This is a genomic window from Agromyces allii (genome assembly GCF_009749385.1).
Classification (GTDB): domain Bacteria; phylum Actinomycetota; class Actinomycetes; order Actinomycetales; family Microbacteriaceae; genus Agromyces; species Agromyces allii.
This window is the reverse complement of record NZ_WBIN01000006.1, coordinates 245,049-261,034: the sequence shown is the minus strand read 5'-3', so window position 1 is coordinate 261,034 and position 15,986 is coordinate 245,049. Positions and strand designations below refer to the sequence as shown.

The window sequence follows — 15,986 nt, the reverse complement described above, 5'->3', positions numbered from 1 at the left end:
TCGGATCACGGACGTAGGCTCGTGGCATCCGACGACGCATAGGAGCAGTCATGACCTTCGAGCCGCTCGCGAGCGACTTCTACTCGTACGAATCCCTCCTCACCGACCGCGAGAAGCAGGCCATCGCCGAACTTCGCGCGTGGCTCGAGGCCGAGGTCAAGCCGATCGTCGGCGACTACTGGGAGCGGGCCGAGTTCCCCATGCAGATCGTGAAGCCGCTCGCCGAGCACGGCGTGCTCTCGTTCGGCTGGGACGAGACGAAGCCGTTCGAGAACTCGGCCGTCTTCCGCGGGTTCGTGGCCATGGAGCTCGCTCGCGTCGATGCGTCGGTCGCGACGTTCGTGGGCGTGCAGAACGGCCTCGCCACGGGCAGCATCAGCGTGTGCGGCTCCAAGGAGCAGCGCGACGAGTGGATCCCCAAGCTCGCGAGCGGCGAGATCATCGGCGCGTTCGGCCTGACCGAGCCGCTCTCGGGCTCCGACTCGGCGCAGGGCCTGCGAACCACCGCGAAGCGCGACGGCGACACGTGGGTGCTGAACGGCTCGAAGCGCTGGATCGGCAACGCGACGTTCAGCGACATCACGATCATCTGGGCGAAGGACGTCGACGACAACCAGGTCAAGGGTTTCATCGTGCCCACCTCGACGCCCGGCTACACGGCCACGAAGATCCAGGGCAAGATCAGCCTGCGCGCGGTGCAGAACGCCGACATCACGCTCGAGAACGTCGTCGTGCCCGAGTCCAACCGCCTGGCGAACGCGAACTCGTTCCGCGACACCGCGCAGGTGCTGCGACTCACCCGCGCCGAGGTCGCCTGGGCCGCCGTCGGCACGGCGATGGGCGCCTACGAGGCGGCCGTCAAGTACGCCGGCGAGCGCGTGCAGTTCGGCAAGACGATCGGCTCGCACCAGCTCATCCAGGACCTGCTCGTGAAGAGCCTCGGCAACATCACGGCCTCGCTCGGCATGGTCGTGCGCGTCTCCGAGATGCTCGACCGCGGCGAGCAGCGCGACGAGCACTCCGCCCTCGCCAAGGCGTTCACGACGGCGCGCATGCGCGAGACGGTCGCCTGGGCCCGCGAGGCCTGCGGCGGCAACGGCATCACGCTCGAGTACGACGTCGCGCGCTTCTTCGCCGACGCCGAGGCGCTCTACTCCTACGAGGGCACGCGCGAGATGAACACGCTCATCGTCGGCCGCAAGATCACGGGCAGCGCCGCGTTCGTGTGACGCCCGTCAGCTGAACCACGACGGCGATCGGATGCCGCGGGCGAGCGTTCGCCCGCGGCATCCGTCATGCTCGCCCGTCCGCGCGCCGGCGAACCGGCACTCGCCCGCACGCGAGCGGAAGCGCGCTACTCGGTGATGGCGTAGCCCGCGCAGAACGGCTCGCCGAAGAGGCGCTCGTAGTTCGCGTTGAGACTCGGGATGACGGCCTCCCGGTAGTACGGGCGCCAGTTGTGACCCTCGTCCCAGGCGCGCAGCGCGTCGCACCGCACCGCCTCGTCGGGTTCCCATCGGACGGCCATCGCGGTGATGGCGCGGTTCGTGGAGTTGTCGGCGCCGGCGGCGTTCGCGACGGACCAGTTCACCGCCTGCTGGGCCGTGACGAAGGCACCGGCGATCGGGAGGAGGACGATCACGAGCAGCAGGCGGCGCCTCGCGGCGAGCAGCGCGGCGAACACGATCATCACGACGACCACGGCGAGACCGGTGTACGACAGGTAGATGTCGCCCGGGGAGGTGATCTCGGCGATGTACTTCTCGGTGAAGGAGTGCATGGCGAGCATCAGGCCCACGACGAGCAGGAGCACTCCGCCGACCACCCAACCGCGCCTCGCGAAGACGAGCCTCCGTCGGATGTCGGCACGCGCGAGCGCGGCACCGATGCCGAGCACGAGCACGATGACCGCCGTCGTCGCGATCGAGGCGGAACTGAGCGTGATCGCCCCTGCCGGGAAGATCCCGGCATCGCCGCCGCCCGAGACGTACCGTGCGGCCTCGGGCCACGCGGAGGCGGGAACCATGCCCAGCGCGAGGAACGAGAACGGCACGAGTCCTGCAGGACCGAACTCGAGCTCGGTGCCTGGATAGGGCGGGAGGTCGAGCGAGGCGACGTAGACCCGGCCGAGCACGAAGACGAGCAGCGGCGCCAGCGCGCCGACGGCGGCCAACGTCAGGGCATGCCACGGCTTCGCTCCAACACGGATGTCGCGCACCAGCACCCACAGCCAGACCAGCCCGGCGGCCGCCACCGCGGCGACGAACGTCTCGTAGAACATGGTGCCGACGACGGCCACCGCGCCGACGCCCAGGTACCCCGCGAGCGACGGCGGGCGGGACGCGACCCGCAGCGCCAGCGCGAGGAATGCGAACGACAGCGCCCAGGAGGTGAGCCCGATCTCGCTGATGGTGAGCATCGGGTCGTGAGACCAGGGATGCAACTGCATCGTGATCGCGAGCCCGGCCGCGATGCCCGCGAAGACCGGCCCGAACGTCAGCCAGCGGTTCTCGACGCTCATGAACCGCACCCCGATGAGCATGAACGCGGACGCTGCGAGCACGAGGAGCACGAGGAGCACGAACGCGCCGAGGCGGTAGAACCAGTGGATGCTCACGCCGAACTGCGCGGAGACGTCGAACGCGAGGAAATGGTAGGTGAAGGCGAAGAACCGGCCGACCGGGTTGAACCGGTTCGGCTGCCAACCGGTGTTCCACGAATCCTTGAGCACGCCACCGAGCGACCCGTCGAACATGTCGAACGATTTCTGGGCGAGGCGGAAGTCATCGCCGTACACGGGAACCCTGGTCGCAGCGAGCGATGCCGCCGCGAGCAGCGCGAGGCCGAGGACCACCCAGACCGCGTTGCGACGCCATGACATGGTCACGAAGCGCTCTCGGCCTTCGGGGCGTGCTCCTCGAGCCAACCGGTGGCGATATCGCGCAGGATCCGCTCGTTCGAGTACTGCGGATGCCAGCCGAGCTCCTCGGACCGCGAGATGTCGAGCACGTGATCCTGACCGAGCATGAGCGTCTGCTCCCTGGCCAGGAATCGGTAGGCGGTCAGCCACGCGCCGAAGCGGATCGCCCAGTACGGGATCCGGACGCGTCGGACGCGTTCCACGCCGACGACGCTCTGGACGATGTCGATCCACTGGCTGATCGAGAGGGGATCGGGTCCGCCGGCGTTGCGGAAGCCGGTCGCCTCGGTGTCGACCATGACTCGCACGAGTGCGGCGACATCGTCGACGTGGACCATCTGCGTCTTCGCCGTGCAGGCGCCGGGCATGGCTGCGAGTCCCCAGCGCTGCACGGTGAGCACGAACATGCCGAAGAGGCCGGCGCGTCCGGGGCCGCCGATGATGGTCGGCACGAGCACGCCGAACGGGTTGTCCATGCGCTCGACCACCTCGTAGGCTTCGAGCTTCGACCGGGAGTAGACCCCTTCACCGGTGAGCGGATCGGTCGTCGCGTATGTGGCACGATGCCGCTGGGAGTACATCATCGACGTGCCGATGAGCAGGAAGTACCGCACGCGCCCCGAATACCGGTCCGCGAGGTTCTGGGTCGCCGTCACGTTGTTGCGCTCGAACCACCGCTTGCGCACGAACCGCGGGCGGGGCGACGTGACGTACTGCACGGCCGCCGCATGGACGACCGCATCGACGTCGGGCAGGCTCGAGGCGAACGCGGTGTCGGCGAGATCGCCCGCGAGGCGCTGACCGTGGCGGTCGGTCGCGATCACGTCGTGGCCGTTCGCGGCGAGCTGGGCGCAGATGCGGCGCCCGACGAACCCGCTCGCTCCGGTCACGAGCACTCTCACGCGGTCGCTCCGGCTCGGGCCAGGATGAACACGCCGAGCACGATCACGCCGATTCCGACGAGCTTCCAGACGCTGAGCGCCTCACCGAACAGGAAGTACGCCAGGAAGGCGTTCACGATGTAGCCGATCGAGAGCATCGGGTAGGCCACCGAGACCGGAGCCTTCGACAGCACCACGATCCACAGGCCGACACTGACGACGTAGGCGGCGAGTCCGCCGAGGATGAACGGCTGGAAGAGCACGCGGAACACCGTCTGCACGATGCCGTCGGGCGAGACGAGCTGCCCGCCGAGCGCGGTCGTTCCCGCCTTGATCAGCAGCTGGGCCCCTGCGTTCAGCAGGACACCCGTGATCAACATCACCCAGACTCCGAAGGTCAGGGCCATCGGCACACCTCTCTCTGCACAGGATGCGTCCCTCAGAGGGACGCGATCACCACGACGACGGCCGCCAGGGCGACGACCATCAAGCTCACACGGTCACGGGCGGCGAACAGGATGGGATCATCGTCCATCTTCTTCCGACCGGCCAACGACCAGGTGCGCGTGAGCCAGTACAGCACGAGCGGCACCAGCGCCCACATCACGATCGGGTTCTCGTAGAGCCGGGTGACCTGCGGCGAGTCCAGGTAGAGCACGAGCACCAGCGTCGCGACCAGGCCGGCCGAGATGCCCGTCGACAGGAGCACGGGAGCGTCGGCGTTCTCGTACCCTCGCCCCTTCGCGTTCGACTCGTGGTTCACGAGCTCCGCGTAGCGCTTCATGACGGCCAGGCTGAAGAAGAGGAAGATCGAGAAGGCGAGCAGCCAGATCGACGGCGCCACCATGACCGCCGCGCAGCCCGCGACGATCCGCCACGTGTAGAGCACCGCCAGCGTGACCACGTCGGCGATCAGCTTGCGTTTGAGGTACGCGGTGTAGACGGTCGTCACCACGACGTAGACGAGGATGCAGACGAGGAACAGCCACCCCACGATGGCGCTGAGCACCAGGCTGAGGATCGCCAACACGACGGCCACCACGACGGCCTGCGGAATCGGGAGTCGTCCGGCGGCCAGCGGCCTCCGGCGTTTCGTGCGATGCGCACGATCGGTGTCGAGGTCGCGAAGGTCGTTCCAGACGTAGACGGACGACGCGGCGAACCCGAAGGCGAGGAACGCGACGAGCGAGTCGACGATGGCCGTCACGGTCCAGAGGTGCGACGTGACGAGCGGGAGCAGGACGAGGATGTTCTTGATCCACTGGTGGATCCGCAACTGCTTCGCCCACGCCCGTGCCGTGCTCGTCTGCGGCGACTCGAGGTGGGTCGCCGGGATGTCCATGCGGTCGACGGCCGAGCGCACGCGCGGCGGCGCCTCGGCCGTGACGGCGGCGGAAGCGCCGCGCCACACGGCGAGATCCGCGTGGGAATCGCCGACGTACAGCCACGGCTCGCCGTCGAAGTGGTCGTCGATCGCCGCGGCCTTGGCCCCGGAACGCATGTTCGGGCCGCCGAGATCGGTCGCGATGACCGCCTCGAAGAGCCCGAGGTGCTCCGCGACGCCCTCTGCGTAGGGACGCGCCGCCGCGGTCGCGAGGACGATCCTCGCACCGTCGTCCTTCGCCGATCGGAGCCAGGCGACGACGTCGGCGCGGTAGGGCAGGAGTTCGGGATCGAGATCGACCTCGGCGGCGATCGAGGTCTTCAGCGCCGACTTGCCGCGCGAGAGCATGCCGACGGCGCGGAACGGCGCGGCCGGCGAGGACATCAGGTAGCGAAGTCCGGATTCCCAGAGGAGATCGGTGGCGATGAGCGTTCCGTCGAGGTCGACGGCGATGTTCTGCGGTCGTACGGCGGTCCCGGCATCCATTCGGGTGATTTCCTCTCACTCATCGCACGATCAGAAGGGATCTTCGAGAGAATCTGGGAGCCGGGCGAACGGTCGATCGCGTCGCGGCGGATCTCGCGCGACGAACTTGAAAACAATACCCCAAGCCGCGCCCGCGACCCGTGCCGCTCCACGGCCGCATGTACCGGCGCAGGGCGATCGCTGGGGTACAGTGTCGCCGATGATCGGCCACGGCCCAGGATCGTCGCGTTGCCACCAACCGAACCGGAACACGGACGTTGACCGATACGACTGCCCCGCTCGACCCGCCGAACCGCCCGATGACGGGCCGATCGTTCTCGGGCCGATCGTTCGCGAGCCGACCCGATGCGACCCGCTCCGATGCGATCAGTCCGACGGCGAACGCATCGGGCACCGCCGCGAGCCGGCTCGGCATCGAGGTCGCGGCATCCGACCTGCCCCGACGAGATCGCAGCATCGGCATCGACCTCCTCCGGATCGTCACGGTCGCGAGCATCGTCCTGACCCACAACTGGCAGGAGGAGTGGGCGCCCGCGTGGTTCTCCACCTGGCACACCGTCATCTTCTTCGTGCTGACCGGGTATCTCTGGAACGACCATCGCCCGATCGGCGCTGACACTCGGCGTCGCGCCCGCGCGCTCGTGGTGCCCTATCTGTTCTGGCTCCTGATCGTCACCGTGATCTTCCAGACCGCACTGCTGGCGGCGGACGGCGCGATCGACCCCGACTGGCTGCTGCGGGCCGCAGCGGGGGGCTCGTACGCCGGTCGCCCGTACTCCCCGTTCTGGTTCATCACCACGCTGTTCTTCGCGGCCGTGCTGATGCGCGTGCTGCAGAGGATCTCGCCGCCACTCGTCTGGATTGCAGGAGGACTCGGGGTGCTCTGGTGCCTCGTCTCACCGTCGACGATCACCGCGATCCCCGCTGGTCTCGGACTCGCGCTTCCCGCCGTCGCCTTCATCGGCGCCGGGCGCCTGCTTCGCACGCACCGGGCGAGCATCGGCCGGCCCCTCGTCGTGGGTGCAGCCGTCGCGGTCCCGCTCCTGATCGCCGGCGGGTTCGGTGTCGTCGCGCCGCTCGACCTCAAGTACGCCGACCTCGGAGACCCGCTCGTGAGCATGGTCGCCGGCGCACTCATCTCATGCGGGCTCATCCTCGTCGCCGAGTGGACCGACGGCGTCCTTCCCCGGTGGTCCGCGCCGATGATCACCGCCTGGGCGGCCGTGGCGCTGCCGATCATCCTGACCCACACGCTCGTCCTGTGGTTCACCGAGCGCGCCGGAATGGAACCGACCAAGTGGACGTTCCTTCTCGCCTACCTGCTCCCCCTCGCTGTGGGCCTGCTCGTCTCCCGTACGCGGCTCAGGCCCTATCTGATGTGAGTCCGACGAGCGGGACCACCTCGGATCCGCGAGGCTCGACGAACACCCCGTCGGGTCCGACTCCGAGGATCCGTCGCAGGAGCGCCGCTCGGTCCTCGATCGCCCGGTCGAAGTACGCGAGCACTCGGGCGAGCGCCTCGTCGTTCCCGCGCTGGATCGCGTTCGACTTCCACAGGGCGGAGGACTGGGTCTCCTCGATGAGCTGGTAGCCGGAGCGCTCGCGCGGCATCCACACCGGGAATCCGTTCGCGCTCGTCATGACCTTGAGCCAGAGGTCGTCCGCGTACGGCGAGGTCTCGAGGATCGCGGACGAGACGAACGCCTCGGGTGGAAGCGATCCGGGCGGATAGAGCACACCGCCGACCCCGGTCGGAAGGAGCTGGTAGGTCAGCGTTCCGCGGAGATGGTCGACGCCATAGGCCCACCCGTCGTACTCGCGCGGCGTTCCGTCGGGCCGGAAGAGCATCAGGTTCGCGCGGTCGCAGACGATCGAGTGCGGCTGCTCCAGGTGCCCCTCGACGAGGTTCCGAAGCAGCCGTGTGCCGTACACGGCGTCGTCGTCGACCGTCACGATGAGCGCGTCGGGGTGGGCCTGCGCCGCGTAGAAGTACTTCTTGTGCGGGCCGAGGTCCTCGTCGACCCACTCGATGCGGAACACGTCGTCACGGCGGCCGAGCAGGTCTCGCGGCAGGTCGGCCTCTCGTCCGGGGAACTGCGCGACGGAGAGCCAGAGGATGACGGCATCCGCCTCGAGCGTCTGGGCGCGGAGCGAATCGATGCACGCCCCGATCGACGCGATCCGCGCCGGGAACGACGTCAGCGACACGATGACCGGCGCGCCTGCGTTCACGAGCTGCTCGGCCCGCGATCGCGGCTCGTGCCCATCACATCGAGGTGCCGTCTCGCCCGTCGCCCCTGCGGTGATCCGCTGTCGGAACAGCTCGCCCAGCGCTCGACGGTGCGCCTCGCGGCTCGCGTGATGCGCGTAGCGCTCCCTCGAGGCGGCACCCATCTCGACCAGGTCGGAGGGATCGGCATCGATCAGTTCGATGAACGCGTCGCGGAGGGCCTCGACGTCGCCGAGGCCGACGAGCGTGCCGTTTTGCGGTCGAACGAGTCCTGCCGCTCCGGATTCGACGGTCGCGACGAGTGGTCTCGCGAGCATCGCCGCCTCCCGGATGACGGATGAGCACGACTCGTCCGCGGCGGCGGCGACCACGACGTCCGCGTCGGAGAGGAACGCGCTCCGGGAGCGTTCATCGGAACCCAGATCGTGGAACCTGATGTTCGGCTCGTGCTGGATCCGGCCGAAGACGAACGAGGCGAAGCTCGTGCCGCGGTTCGTGAAGGTGCCCGCCAGGTGCAGCTCGGCACGCTGCCGGTACGTCTCCGGCAGTGAGCGGAAGGCGGCGACGGCGACATCGATGCCCGACCGCGGTTCGAGGATTCCGAGGAGCGCGAACCGGAACACGCCGGCCGGCCTGTCGACCGGGTGCAGCGGCTCCGCCGCCCGATCGACGGCCGAGTCCCCGACCACGGCGACCGGGCCGTCGGCGTACTCGGAGATCACGGCTGCCGCGTGGTCGTCGGTGCAGCAGAGGTTCGGGCTGCGCCGGAGTGCGGCGGCCCGGTCGGGATCCGAGCGCAGCAGCTCTGGCAGGTCGTCGGTCGCGCGCACGTTCCAGACGAGCGGAAGTCGCCCCTCGAAGCGCCTGACGAACCCGTCGACCGTCACGGAGTCGCACACGACCAACCGAACGCCCCGAGCGGACAGCTCGGCGACCGTCGGATCGGACAGCTCGGCCGGCTCGACGACGCTCACCGGATACCCCTGTGCGCGGAAGTCGCGCGACAGCGCCCCGGTCCGGGCGGTCCAGACGATCGGCTCGTATCCGAGCGAGACGGCGAGATCGCACTGCCTCAGCAGACCGCGGGCGGCGTCGGTGTCGGCGAGATCGGCGGCGACGAACAGGATGCGATCCCTGTGGGAGCGCGGGGGCCATGGTTCGAGCGAGCGATCGGCTGCGACGGCACGCCCCACCGCCTCGCCCGACAGGTCTCCGAACCGTCCAGGACTCGCGGTGGGCGCGAACAGTGCCGGGCCCGTGTCGTAGGCGAAGTCGCGGTAGACGGCGTCGCGATACCGGTCGCGCCCCATGGCGTTCTTCATCGGGCTGTATGCGACGTACGGCGAGATCGGCCGGCAGACGGCGAACCCGGCCGAGGACGACGTGTATGCGGCCGCGAAATCGAGGACGCCCCGCTGCATCTCGCGGATCTGGTCGACGTTCGGCGGCGTGTTGTTGCCGGTCAGGGCCCGCGGCTCCCCCGATGCGTCGAACCCGTAGCCGGTGACGGTGGCCTCCGGCTCGGCGAACAGGTACTCGATGGGGTATCGCTGGAGGTCGTCGAGCTGCGCCGGATGCGGCCCGCTGGGCACGAGGAGCCTCGTGAGGTCCATGTTGTGCGTCGCCGATTGGAGGTATGCGGTCAGGAGACCGGTCGCGATCGCGTCGGACGTGCCCCTCGAGCGGCTGCTGCACAGCAGCGCGCCGATCACCTCGCGATCCTCGCCGATCTCGTCGTGGACGAACTCGCGGATGACCTGCGCCGTGGTGCCCGCCCAGCCGAGGTCCACGACGAGCACTCGCTGCGCGTCGCCGATGGCGTCCTCGAGCATGCGCTTCGCCGCGGACCGGCTCTGGGCGTTGTGCTCCTCGATCTCGCGCCGGTGGTCCCACAGGAACTTCTCGAGCCGGCGGCGGATCGCGCTCGGCGCGCCGCCCGACGGGAAGAGGAAGCGCTCGATGTCCGCACCCTCGAGGTGCGGGAGCAGGTAGCCGAATCCGGTGTCGGACAGGATCTGGCCGATCGTCCGCGACTCGTCCGAGTCGGCGAGCCACCGGAAGACGGTCCGGTTGAGGTAGTCGCCGAAGTGCCGGCCGAGCGTGATCCCCAACAGGGCCGTGCGCGAGGTGCCGATGTAGGCGCTCTCAACCGAGCCGTTGAATCGCGTGTACACCTGCGAGATCAGGTACGACCCGCGGCCGCAGAAGAGGATCCGGTCGACGCGTCGCTCGCGCGCGAGCCGCTCGAGGAACTCGCTGTACCCGAGCGCGAGGATCCCGCCGACGCGGAACCCGTGTGCGTAGTGGGCGTTCCCGTTCCAGGCTTCCGCTCCCATGACGTTCTCGACGACCGCGCCGTAGAAGCTCCCGGCGAGCGTGTCCATGTCCGCCTCGCGAACGAACGACCGTGCGGTACGGTACCCGACGACATGGACTCCGATCGGTTCCAGGCGTGCGGCCTCCGACACCGAGACCTCGCCGACGTGCGCCGCACGCAGATCGGGCGCGACGAGGTCGAGCAGCGTCTCAGGGGCCGACCTGACGTGTTCGCGCGCAGACGGCCCGCTCACGAGGTCGGCGTCCAGGCGATCGCCGTACCCGTTGCGTTCGAGCAGCCGCCCGACGTTCACGGGGTCCAGTGCCACGTTCCCGGTGAAGACGATCCGCTTCCCCATCGCCTCGAGGTGATCGTAGACGGCGCGGATGTCGGGATTCGGCCTCGTGAGCTCGATCACCGTCGCCTCCTCGACCGCGCGGACGGCCGGGGCGACTCCGTGTCGCGCGGCCAGCTCGGCGTAGACCTCGTCGAGCAACGCCGTGGCGTGCACCCGGTCGGGATCCGAGCTGCGGCGTACCTGCGCCTCGGCGGCACTCCGGATCTCGGCGAACCCCATGAGCCCCAGCTTGGCGCCGACGACCCGGAACACGTCGGCCGGTGTCTCGACGGTCGACTGCAGCACGACTCCGAACAGGTCGAACGAGATCACGTCGAACGACTCGAGTTCTCGGCACAGCTCTTCGATGGAGGGGCGCTCTGGGCGGTCGGGGTCGCGCAAGTACGGCAGCTCGAAGCCGTCCGCGGCCGCTGCCACGACGGGCGGGAGCAGCGTCGTGCTCCGCCGCGCGCCAGGTCGTCCGTTCCCGCGGCCCCGGAGCAGGCTCCGCGACGTCGCGGCCAGTCGGCCGACCACGCTCCGGAACGCGGCCAGGCGAGCGCGTGCTGCGGCACGGTCGACCCGGAGGGCGCGCCGTCGAGGAGTCGACGGTTCCACGGCGCGGTCGTCGGCGACCTGCACCCGCGACGACGGAGTAACGGCTTGCACGGCTCCACGATCTCACATCTTCCGCGGCCTCGGCCCGGGTCGGCATGTCGCCCTCGGCGGTCGGTCCGAGGCGCGGTCGGGTCGGCGCGCTCCGCCTCGACACCGTAGTCTGATGGCCATGACCCGATGGAGGCCATCGAAGTGAGCAACCGGAACATCGCCGTTCCCCTGGCGACCGCCACCGCATCCGTGATCTGGCTCGGAACAGCAGTGGCGCTCTTCGCCATCGGCTCCATCGATGTCGGTGCGCTGCTGGTCCTGATCGGCATGTGGGCGCTCGGATGTCTCGGCCTCGCCATCCTCCGGTACGCCCGGCGCGCGGCGCGGGCCGACGGCCTGCACGACGAGATCGCCGATCTCGCCGGTCGGGTGTCGGCCGACGCGTCGCGGCTGGAGTCCGTGCTGCAGCAGCTCGAGATCGCCGGACAGCGGCAGGACGGACGCATCTACGATGCCGTGGCCGACGTCCACGCGAGCGTGAAGCGGTTCCAGGACGTCCAGCTCCCGGCGCTCCGTCGGCACATCACCAATGCCGGGATCAACGATTCCGAGCAGGTCATGGCGTGGACCGAGCTGCGGGAGGTGCTCGGCGTCACGCAGCCGATGCCACCGCTCCGCGGCTGGGCGGCCTCCCCCGACATCCTTCGCATCGTCGTGAATCGGCTCCTCCGAGACCGACCCGCCCTCGTCGTCGAGTGCGGCAGCGGCACCTCCAGCGTCTGGCTGGGGCTTGCGGTCCGGAAGGTCGGGGGGCGACTCGTCTCCCTCGAGCACGACGCCGAGTTCGCGGCACGTTCCCGGGAGCTCGTCGCGTCGTACGGTCTCGACGACACGGTCGAAGTGCGCCACGCACCGCTCGTGGAGTACCGCCGCACGCCGCAGTCGGAACCCCAGCCGTGGTACGACCTCCGCATGACGGACGACCTGCGCGAGGTCGGCCTCCTCTTCGTCGACGGCCCTCCGGCGGCCACGGCACCCGACGCGAGGTATCCGGCGTTGCCGGCGTTCCTCGACGCGGGGTCGCAGGACCTCGTCGTGATCCTCGACGACGCCGACCGTCCCGACGAACGATCGACGGTCGAGCGCTGGCTCGAGGAGTTCGACGGGTTCTCCGCACGGAGGCCGCCGGCCGAGAAGGGCGCCGTCGTGCTCGAACGGGTCCGAGGCTCGGACCCGGCGTAGTCGGTTCGAACCCGCCGCGATCGGGCGGCCCGATTTCACGCGTCGATGGCCGTAGGCGATACTTCACTGATGGGCGCCACCGCGTTGCGCCATCGATCCGCCCCCACATGAAGACGACTGCATGAGCCTCCCAGTGTCCACCCTCGCCGCGCCGACGGCCGCGCCCGACCAGCGCAAGCCCTCGTTCCGCGCGGACATCCAGGGTCTCCGGGCGTTCGCCGTGGTCGTCGTGATCCTCGACCATCTCTTCCATTGGCCGAGCGGCGGATTCGTCGGCGTCGACGTGTTCTTCGTGATCTCGGGCTTCCTCATCACGTCGCACATCCTGAAGGAGCTCGAGCGCACCGGCCGGCTCTCGCTCTCGGGCTTCTACCGCCGACGGATTCGGCGCATCGCGCCTGCGGCGACGCTCGTCATCGTCGTGACCGTGACGGCATCGGCATTCCTCCTGCCGCGCGGGCGCGCAGTGAGCGTCGCGATCGACGGCGTCTGGGCCTTCTTCTTCGGTGCGAACTGGCGTTCGATGATGGTGGGCACCGACTACTTCCAACTCGGCCAACTGCCCTCGCCCCTCCAGCACTACTGGTCGCTCTCGGTCGAGGAGCAGTTCTACTTCGTCTGGCCGCTCCTCGCGATGATCGTCTTCATGGGCGCGATGCGTCGGTGGCGCACGACCACGGCCGCGCGCGTGGCCATCACGGTGGTCTTCACCCTGCTGGTCGTCGCCTCCTTCGTCTGGGCGGTGGTCGAGACGTCGTCGAATCCCACGGCCGCGTACTTCTCGACGTTCTCCCGCGCGTGGGAGCTCGGAGTCGGATCCCTGCTCGCGGCGATCACCCTTCGGCCCTGGCGGCTTCCGTTCGCGTTCCGCGTCGCGCTGGCGTGGCTCGGCATCGTCGGCCTGCTGACGAGCATCTTCTGGATCGACTCCAGCTCGGTGTTCCCTGCGCCCACTGCAGCGCTTCCGGTGCTCTCGACCGCTGCCGTGATCGCCGCCGGGATGGGCTCGTCGTCGGCGCGGTCCTACGACCGGGCGCTCTGGCCGCTCACCAACCGGGTCAGCACGTATCTCGGCGGCATCTCCTATTCGCTCTACCTCTGGCACTTCCCGGTCATCGTGCTGCTCGCGTCGCTCGTGCCGGTCGACTCCACCCGGTACTTCGTCTTCGCCCTCGTCATCACGGCGATCACCTCGGTCCTGTCGTACCACCTCGTCGAGGAGCCGGTGCGCCGTTCGCGGTGGCTCCTGCCGAAGTCGAAGAGCAGCGTCTCGGGCGGATCCCGACGAGGACCGGCGGTCGTGGCCGCGTCCGCGGTCGCCGTCCTGCTCGTATGCGCGGGCCTCGGCGCAGCCCGTCTGGCGACCCCCGAGCCGACGCCGACGCCTCCGGCCGCCGATGTCGCGTGCTTCGGCGCCACGGCGGCGCCCGGAGCAGCACTCGACTGCGATCGGCCCGACCCGCTGACGATCGACCAGGTCGTGCCGACGCTCGACGATCTCCAGTCCGACACCGCCGGCGGGTACGCCTGCTGGCGCCCCAAGGGCGGCGAGCTGAAGACCTGCACCTACGGTTCGACGGCGCCGAACGCCGTACGCGTCGCCCTCGTCGGAGACAGCCATGCAGCCGCACTGCTTCCGGCGTTCCTCGACCAAGCCGAGGCGCACAACTGGTCGGTCGATACCTTCGTCGGCTTCGGATGCCAGTGGCGCACCCAGGAGCCGGGCAGCGACTGCGACGCGGTCGAACAGCAGACCCAGCAGCGTCTGCTCGACGGCGGGTACGACGTGGTCGTGACCACCGGCGCTCGATGGGCGAACGTTGACGCGTCGACAGAGCAGTTCACGTCGCAATGGTCACCGGTGATCGCGACGGGAACCAAGGTCGTCGTCGTGGAGGCCGTGCCGACCGTGCCCGAGGCGACCTTCGCGTGCATCTCGCGCGTCGGCGTCGACCTCAACGGATGCGTGACCGATGTCGACGAGGCGACCTCGCCGGTCGACGCCCAGCTCGCCGCAGCGAGTGCATCCGGCGCGGCCGTCGTCGACATGACCGACTTCTACTGCGATGAGACGGAGTGCCCCGCCGTGATCGGCAGCGTCATCGTCTACCGCGATGCAGCGGGCCACATCTCCGGAACGTACATGAAGTCGATGGCACCGTATCTCGCCGACCGCATCGAGGCCGCGGTCGGCTGACGCCCTCGCCGAGACGGGGTTCCGACCTCGGCGAGAGCGGGTTCGTGCGTCGGCGCCTCAGCGGCGGCCGAGGCCCCGGTAGTCGAAGCCGACGGACTTCCACGCGTCGGGATCCAGCACGTTCCGCCCGTCGATCACGCGCGGCGAAGCCACGAGCTGCCCGACGCGTTCGGGTGCGAGCGCCCGGTACTCGGCCCACTCCGTCACGAGGACCACGAGATCGGCGCCGCGAAGGGCCTCGTCGAGGTCGGGCTCGTAGGCGAGCTGCGGATGCCGCAGACGAGAGTTCTCGATGCCCTGCGGGTCGGTGGCGACCACGTCCGCCCCGAGCCCGTGCAAGCGCGCGGCGACATCGAGTGCCGGAGAGTCGCGGACGTCGTCGGAATCCGGCTTGAACGTGAGTCCGAGCACCGCGATGCGCTTCTCGAACACGGATCCGCCGAGCAGTTCGACGGCGAGGTCGACGACCCGTTCGCGCCTGCGGAGATTGATCGCGTCGATCTCGCGCAGGAACGCGACGGACTCGGCGCGCCCGAGCTCTTCGGCGCGGGCGCTGAAGGCACGGATGTCCTTCGGCAGGCATCCTCCGCCGAAGCCGATGCCGGCGTTCAGGAACTTCCGCCCGATGCGGGCGTCGTGCCCGATGGCGTCGGCCAGGGTCGTGACGTCGGCGCCAGTCACCTCGGCGATCTCGGCCATGGCGTTGATGAAGCTGATCTTCGTGGCGAGGAACGCGTTGGCCGCGGTCTTCACGAGCTCGGCGGTGGCGAAATCGGTCACGATCCTCGGGGTTCCGGACTCGAGCGCCGCGGCGTACACCTCGTCGAGCACGCCGGTCGCGCGCTCGTCGTCGACACCGTACACGATGCGATCTGGCGTCAGCGTGTCGGCCACGGCGAAGCCCTCGCGGAGGAACTCGGGGTTCCAGGCGAGAAGTGCACCGCTGCCGGACTCGTCGATGCGCGCGGCGATGGCCGCTGCGGTTCCGACGGGCACCGTGCTCTTGCCGACGACGAGGTCGCCGGCGGCGAGGACCGGGATCAGCCCGTCGACGGCCGCGTCGACGAATCGCAGGTCGGCGGAGCCCGAGTCGTGCTGCTGCGGCGTGCCGACGGCGATGAAGTGGACGGTGGCGCCGGCGGCATCCGTGATGTCGGTGGAGAAGCGGAGCCTGCCGGACTCGACGCCGTCGACGAGCAGTTCGGGAAGACCGGGCTCGAAGAACGGCGTGATGCCCGCCGCGAGCTTCGCGATCTTCGCCGGGTCGACATCGATGCCGATGACCTCATGGCCGAGTTTGACCATCGCGGCGGCATGCACGGCGCCGAGGTACCCGCATCCGATGACTGAAACCTTCACATGACTCCTTCTGCCGACGATCGG

At 69.3% G+C, this 15,986-nt stretch carries 10 protein-coding genes; 4 read left to right on the top strand and 6 right to left on the bottom strand.

The genetic code is table 11. The annotated features are described in order from the left end of the window. Positions 1-50 precede the first annotated feature (50 nt). A complete protein-coding gene (locus tag GQR16_RS09325) occupies positions 51-1,229 on the top strand; it encodes an acyl-CoA dehydrogenase family protein (protein ID WP_157414866.1) in 1,179 nt (392 codons plus the stop codon). Positions 1,230-1,354: 125 nt separating this feature from the next. On the opposite strand, the gene GQR16_RS09320 is transcribed toward GQR16_RS09325, so the two are convergent. Genes GQR16_RS09320 through GQR16_RS09305 form a run of 4 tightly spaced genes read right to left on the bottom strand, consistent with a single transcriptional unit; the run spans position 1,355 to position 5,671 of the window. After that, positions 1,355-2,881: a hypothetical protein gene (locus GQR16_RS09320; protein ID WP_170298449.1), complete on the bottom strand. Its 1,527-nt coding sequence runs from the start codon at positions 2,879-2,881 to the stop codon at positions 1,355-1,357. Between the two features lie 2 nt (positions 2,882-2,883). Next, positions 2,884-3,822, bottom strand: a complete 939-nt coding sequence (locus GQR16_RS09315) for an NAD-dependent epimerase/dehydratase family protein (protein ID WP_170298448.1) — start codon at positions 3,820-3,822, stop codon at positions 2,884-2,886. Next, positions 3,819-4,208, bottom strand: coding sequence for a DMT family transporter (locus GQR16_RS09310; protein ID WP_157414863.1), 390 nt, complete (start codon positions 4,206-4,208; stop codon positions 3,819-3,821). The genes GQR16_RS09315 and GQR16_RS09310 overlap by 4 nt, the downstream gene beginning before the upstream one ends. Before the next feature lie 32 nt (positions 4,209-4,240). Then, entirely contained in the window at positions 4,241-5,671 is a 1,431-nt protein-coding gene (locus GQR16_RS09305) for a UbiA family prenyltransferase (protein WP_157414862.1), read from the bottom strand. Between the two features lie 299 nt (positions 5,672-5,970). On the opposite strand from GQR16_RS09305, the gene GQR16_RS09300 reads away from it, so the two are divergent. Continuing rightward, positions 5,971-7,053 (top strand): acyltransferase family protein, encoded by a 1,083-nt coding sequence (locus GQR16_RS09300; protein WP_157414861.1) that lies wholly within the window; start codon positions 5,971-5,973, stop codon positions 7,051-7,053. Here GQR16_RS09300 and GQR16_RS09295 read toward each other — a convergent pair. Then, positions 7,034-10,993 carry a glycosyltransferase gene (locus tag GQR16_RS09295; RefSeq protein ID WP_157414860.1) on the bottom strand — a complete coding sequence of 1,320 codons (3,960 nt, stop codon included), beginning with the start codon at positions 10,991-10,993 and terminating at the stop codon, positions 7,034-7,036. The genes GQR16_RS09300 and GQR16_RS09295 overlap by 20 nt on opposite strands. Before the next feature lie 372 nt (positions 10,994-11,365). Here GQR16_RS09295 and GQR16_RS09290 point away from each other — a divergent pair, with 372 nt between their 5' ends. Together GQR16_RS09290 and GQR16_RS09285 are read left to right on the top strand one after the other, a co-directional pair. Next, positions 11,366-12,406, top strand: coding sequence for a class I SAM-dependent methyltransferase (locus GQR16_RS09290; protein WP_170298447.1), 1,041 nt, complete (start codon positions 11,366-11,368; stop codon positions 12,404-12,406). Positions 12,407-12,527: 121 nt separating this feature from the next. Continuing rightward, entirely contained in the window at positions 12,528-14,603 is a 2,076-nt protein-coding gene (locus tag GQR16_RS09285) for an acyltransferase family protein (protein WP_157414858.1), read from the top strand. 57 nt (positions 14,604-14,660) lie between these two features. Here GQR16_RS09285 and GQR16_RS09280 read toward each other — a convergent pair whose 3' ends face one another. Next, entirely contained in the window at positions 14,661-15,962 is a 1,302-nt protein-coding gene (locus tag GQR16_RS09280; protein ID WP_157414857.1) for a UDP-glucose dehydrogenase family protein, read from the bottom strand. Between the last annotated feature and the right edge of the window lie 24 nt (positions 15,963-15,986).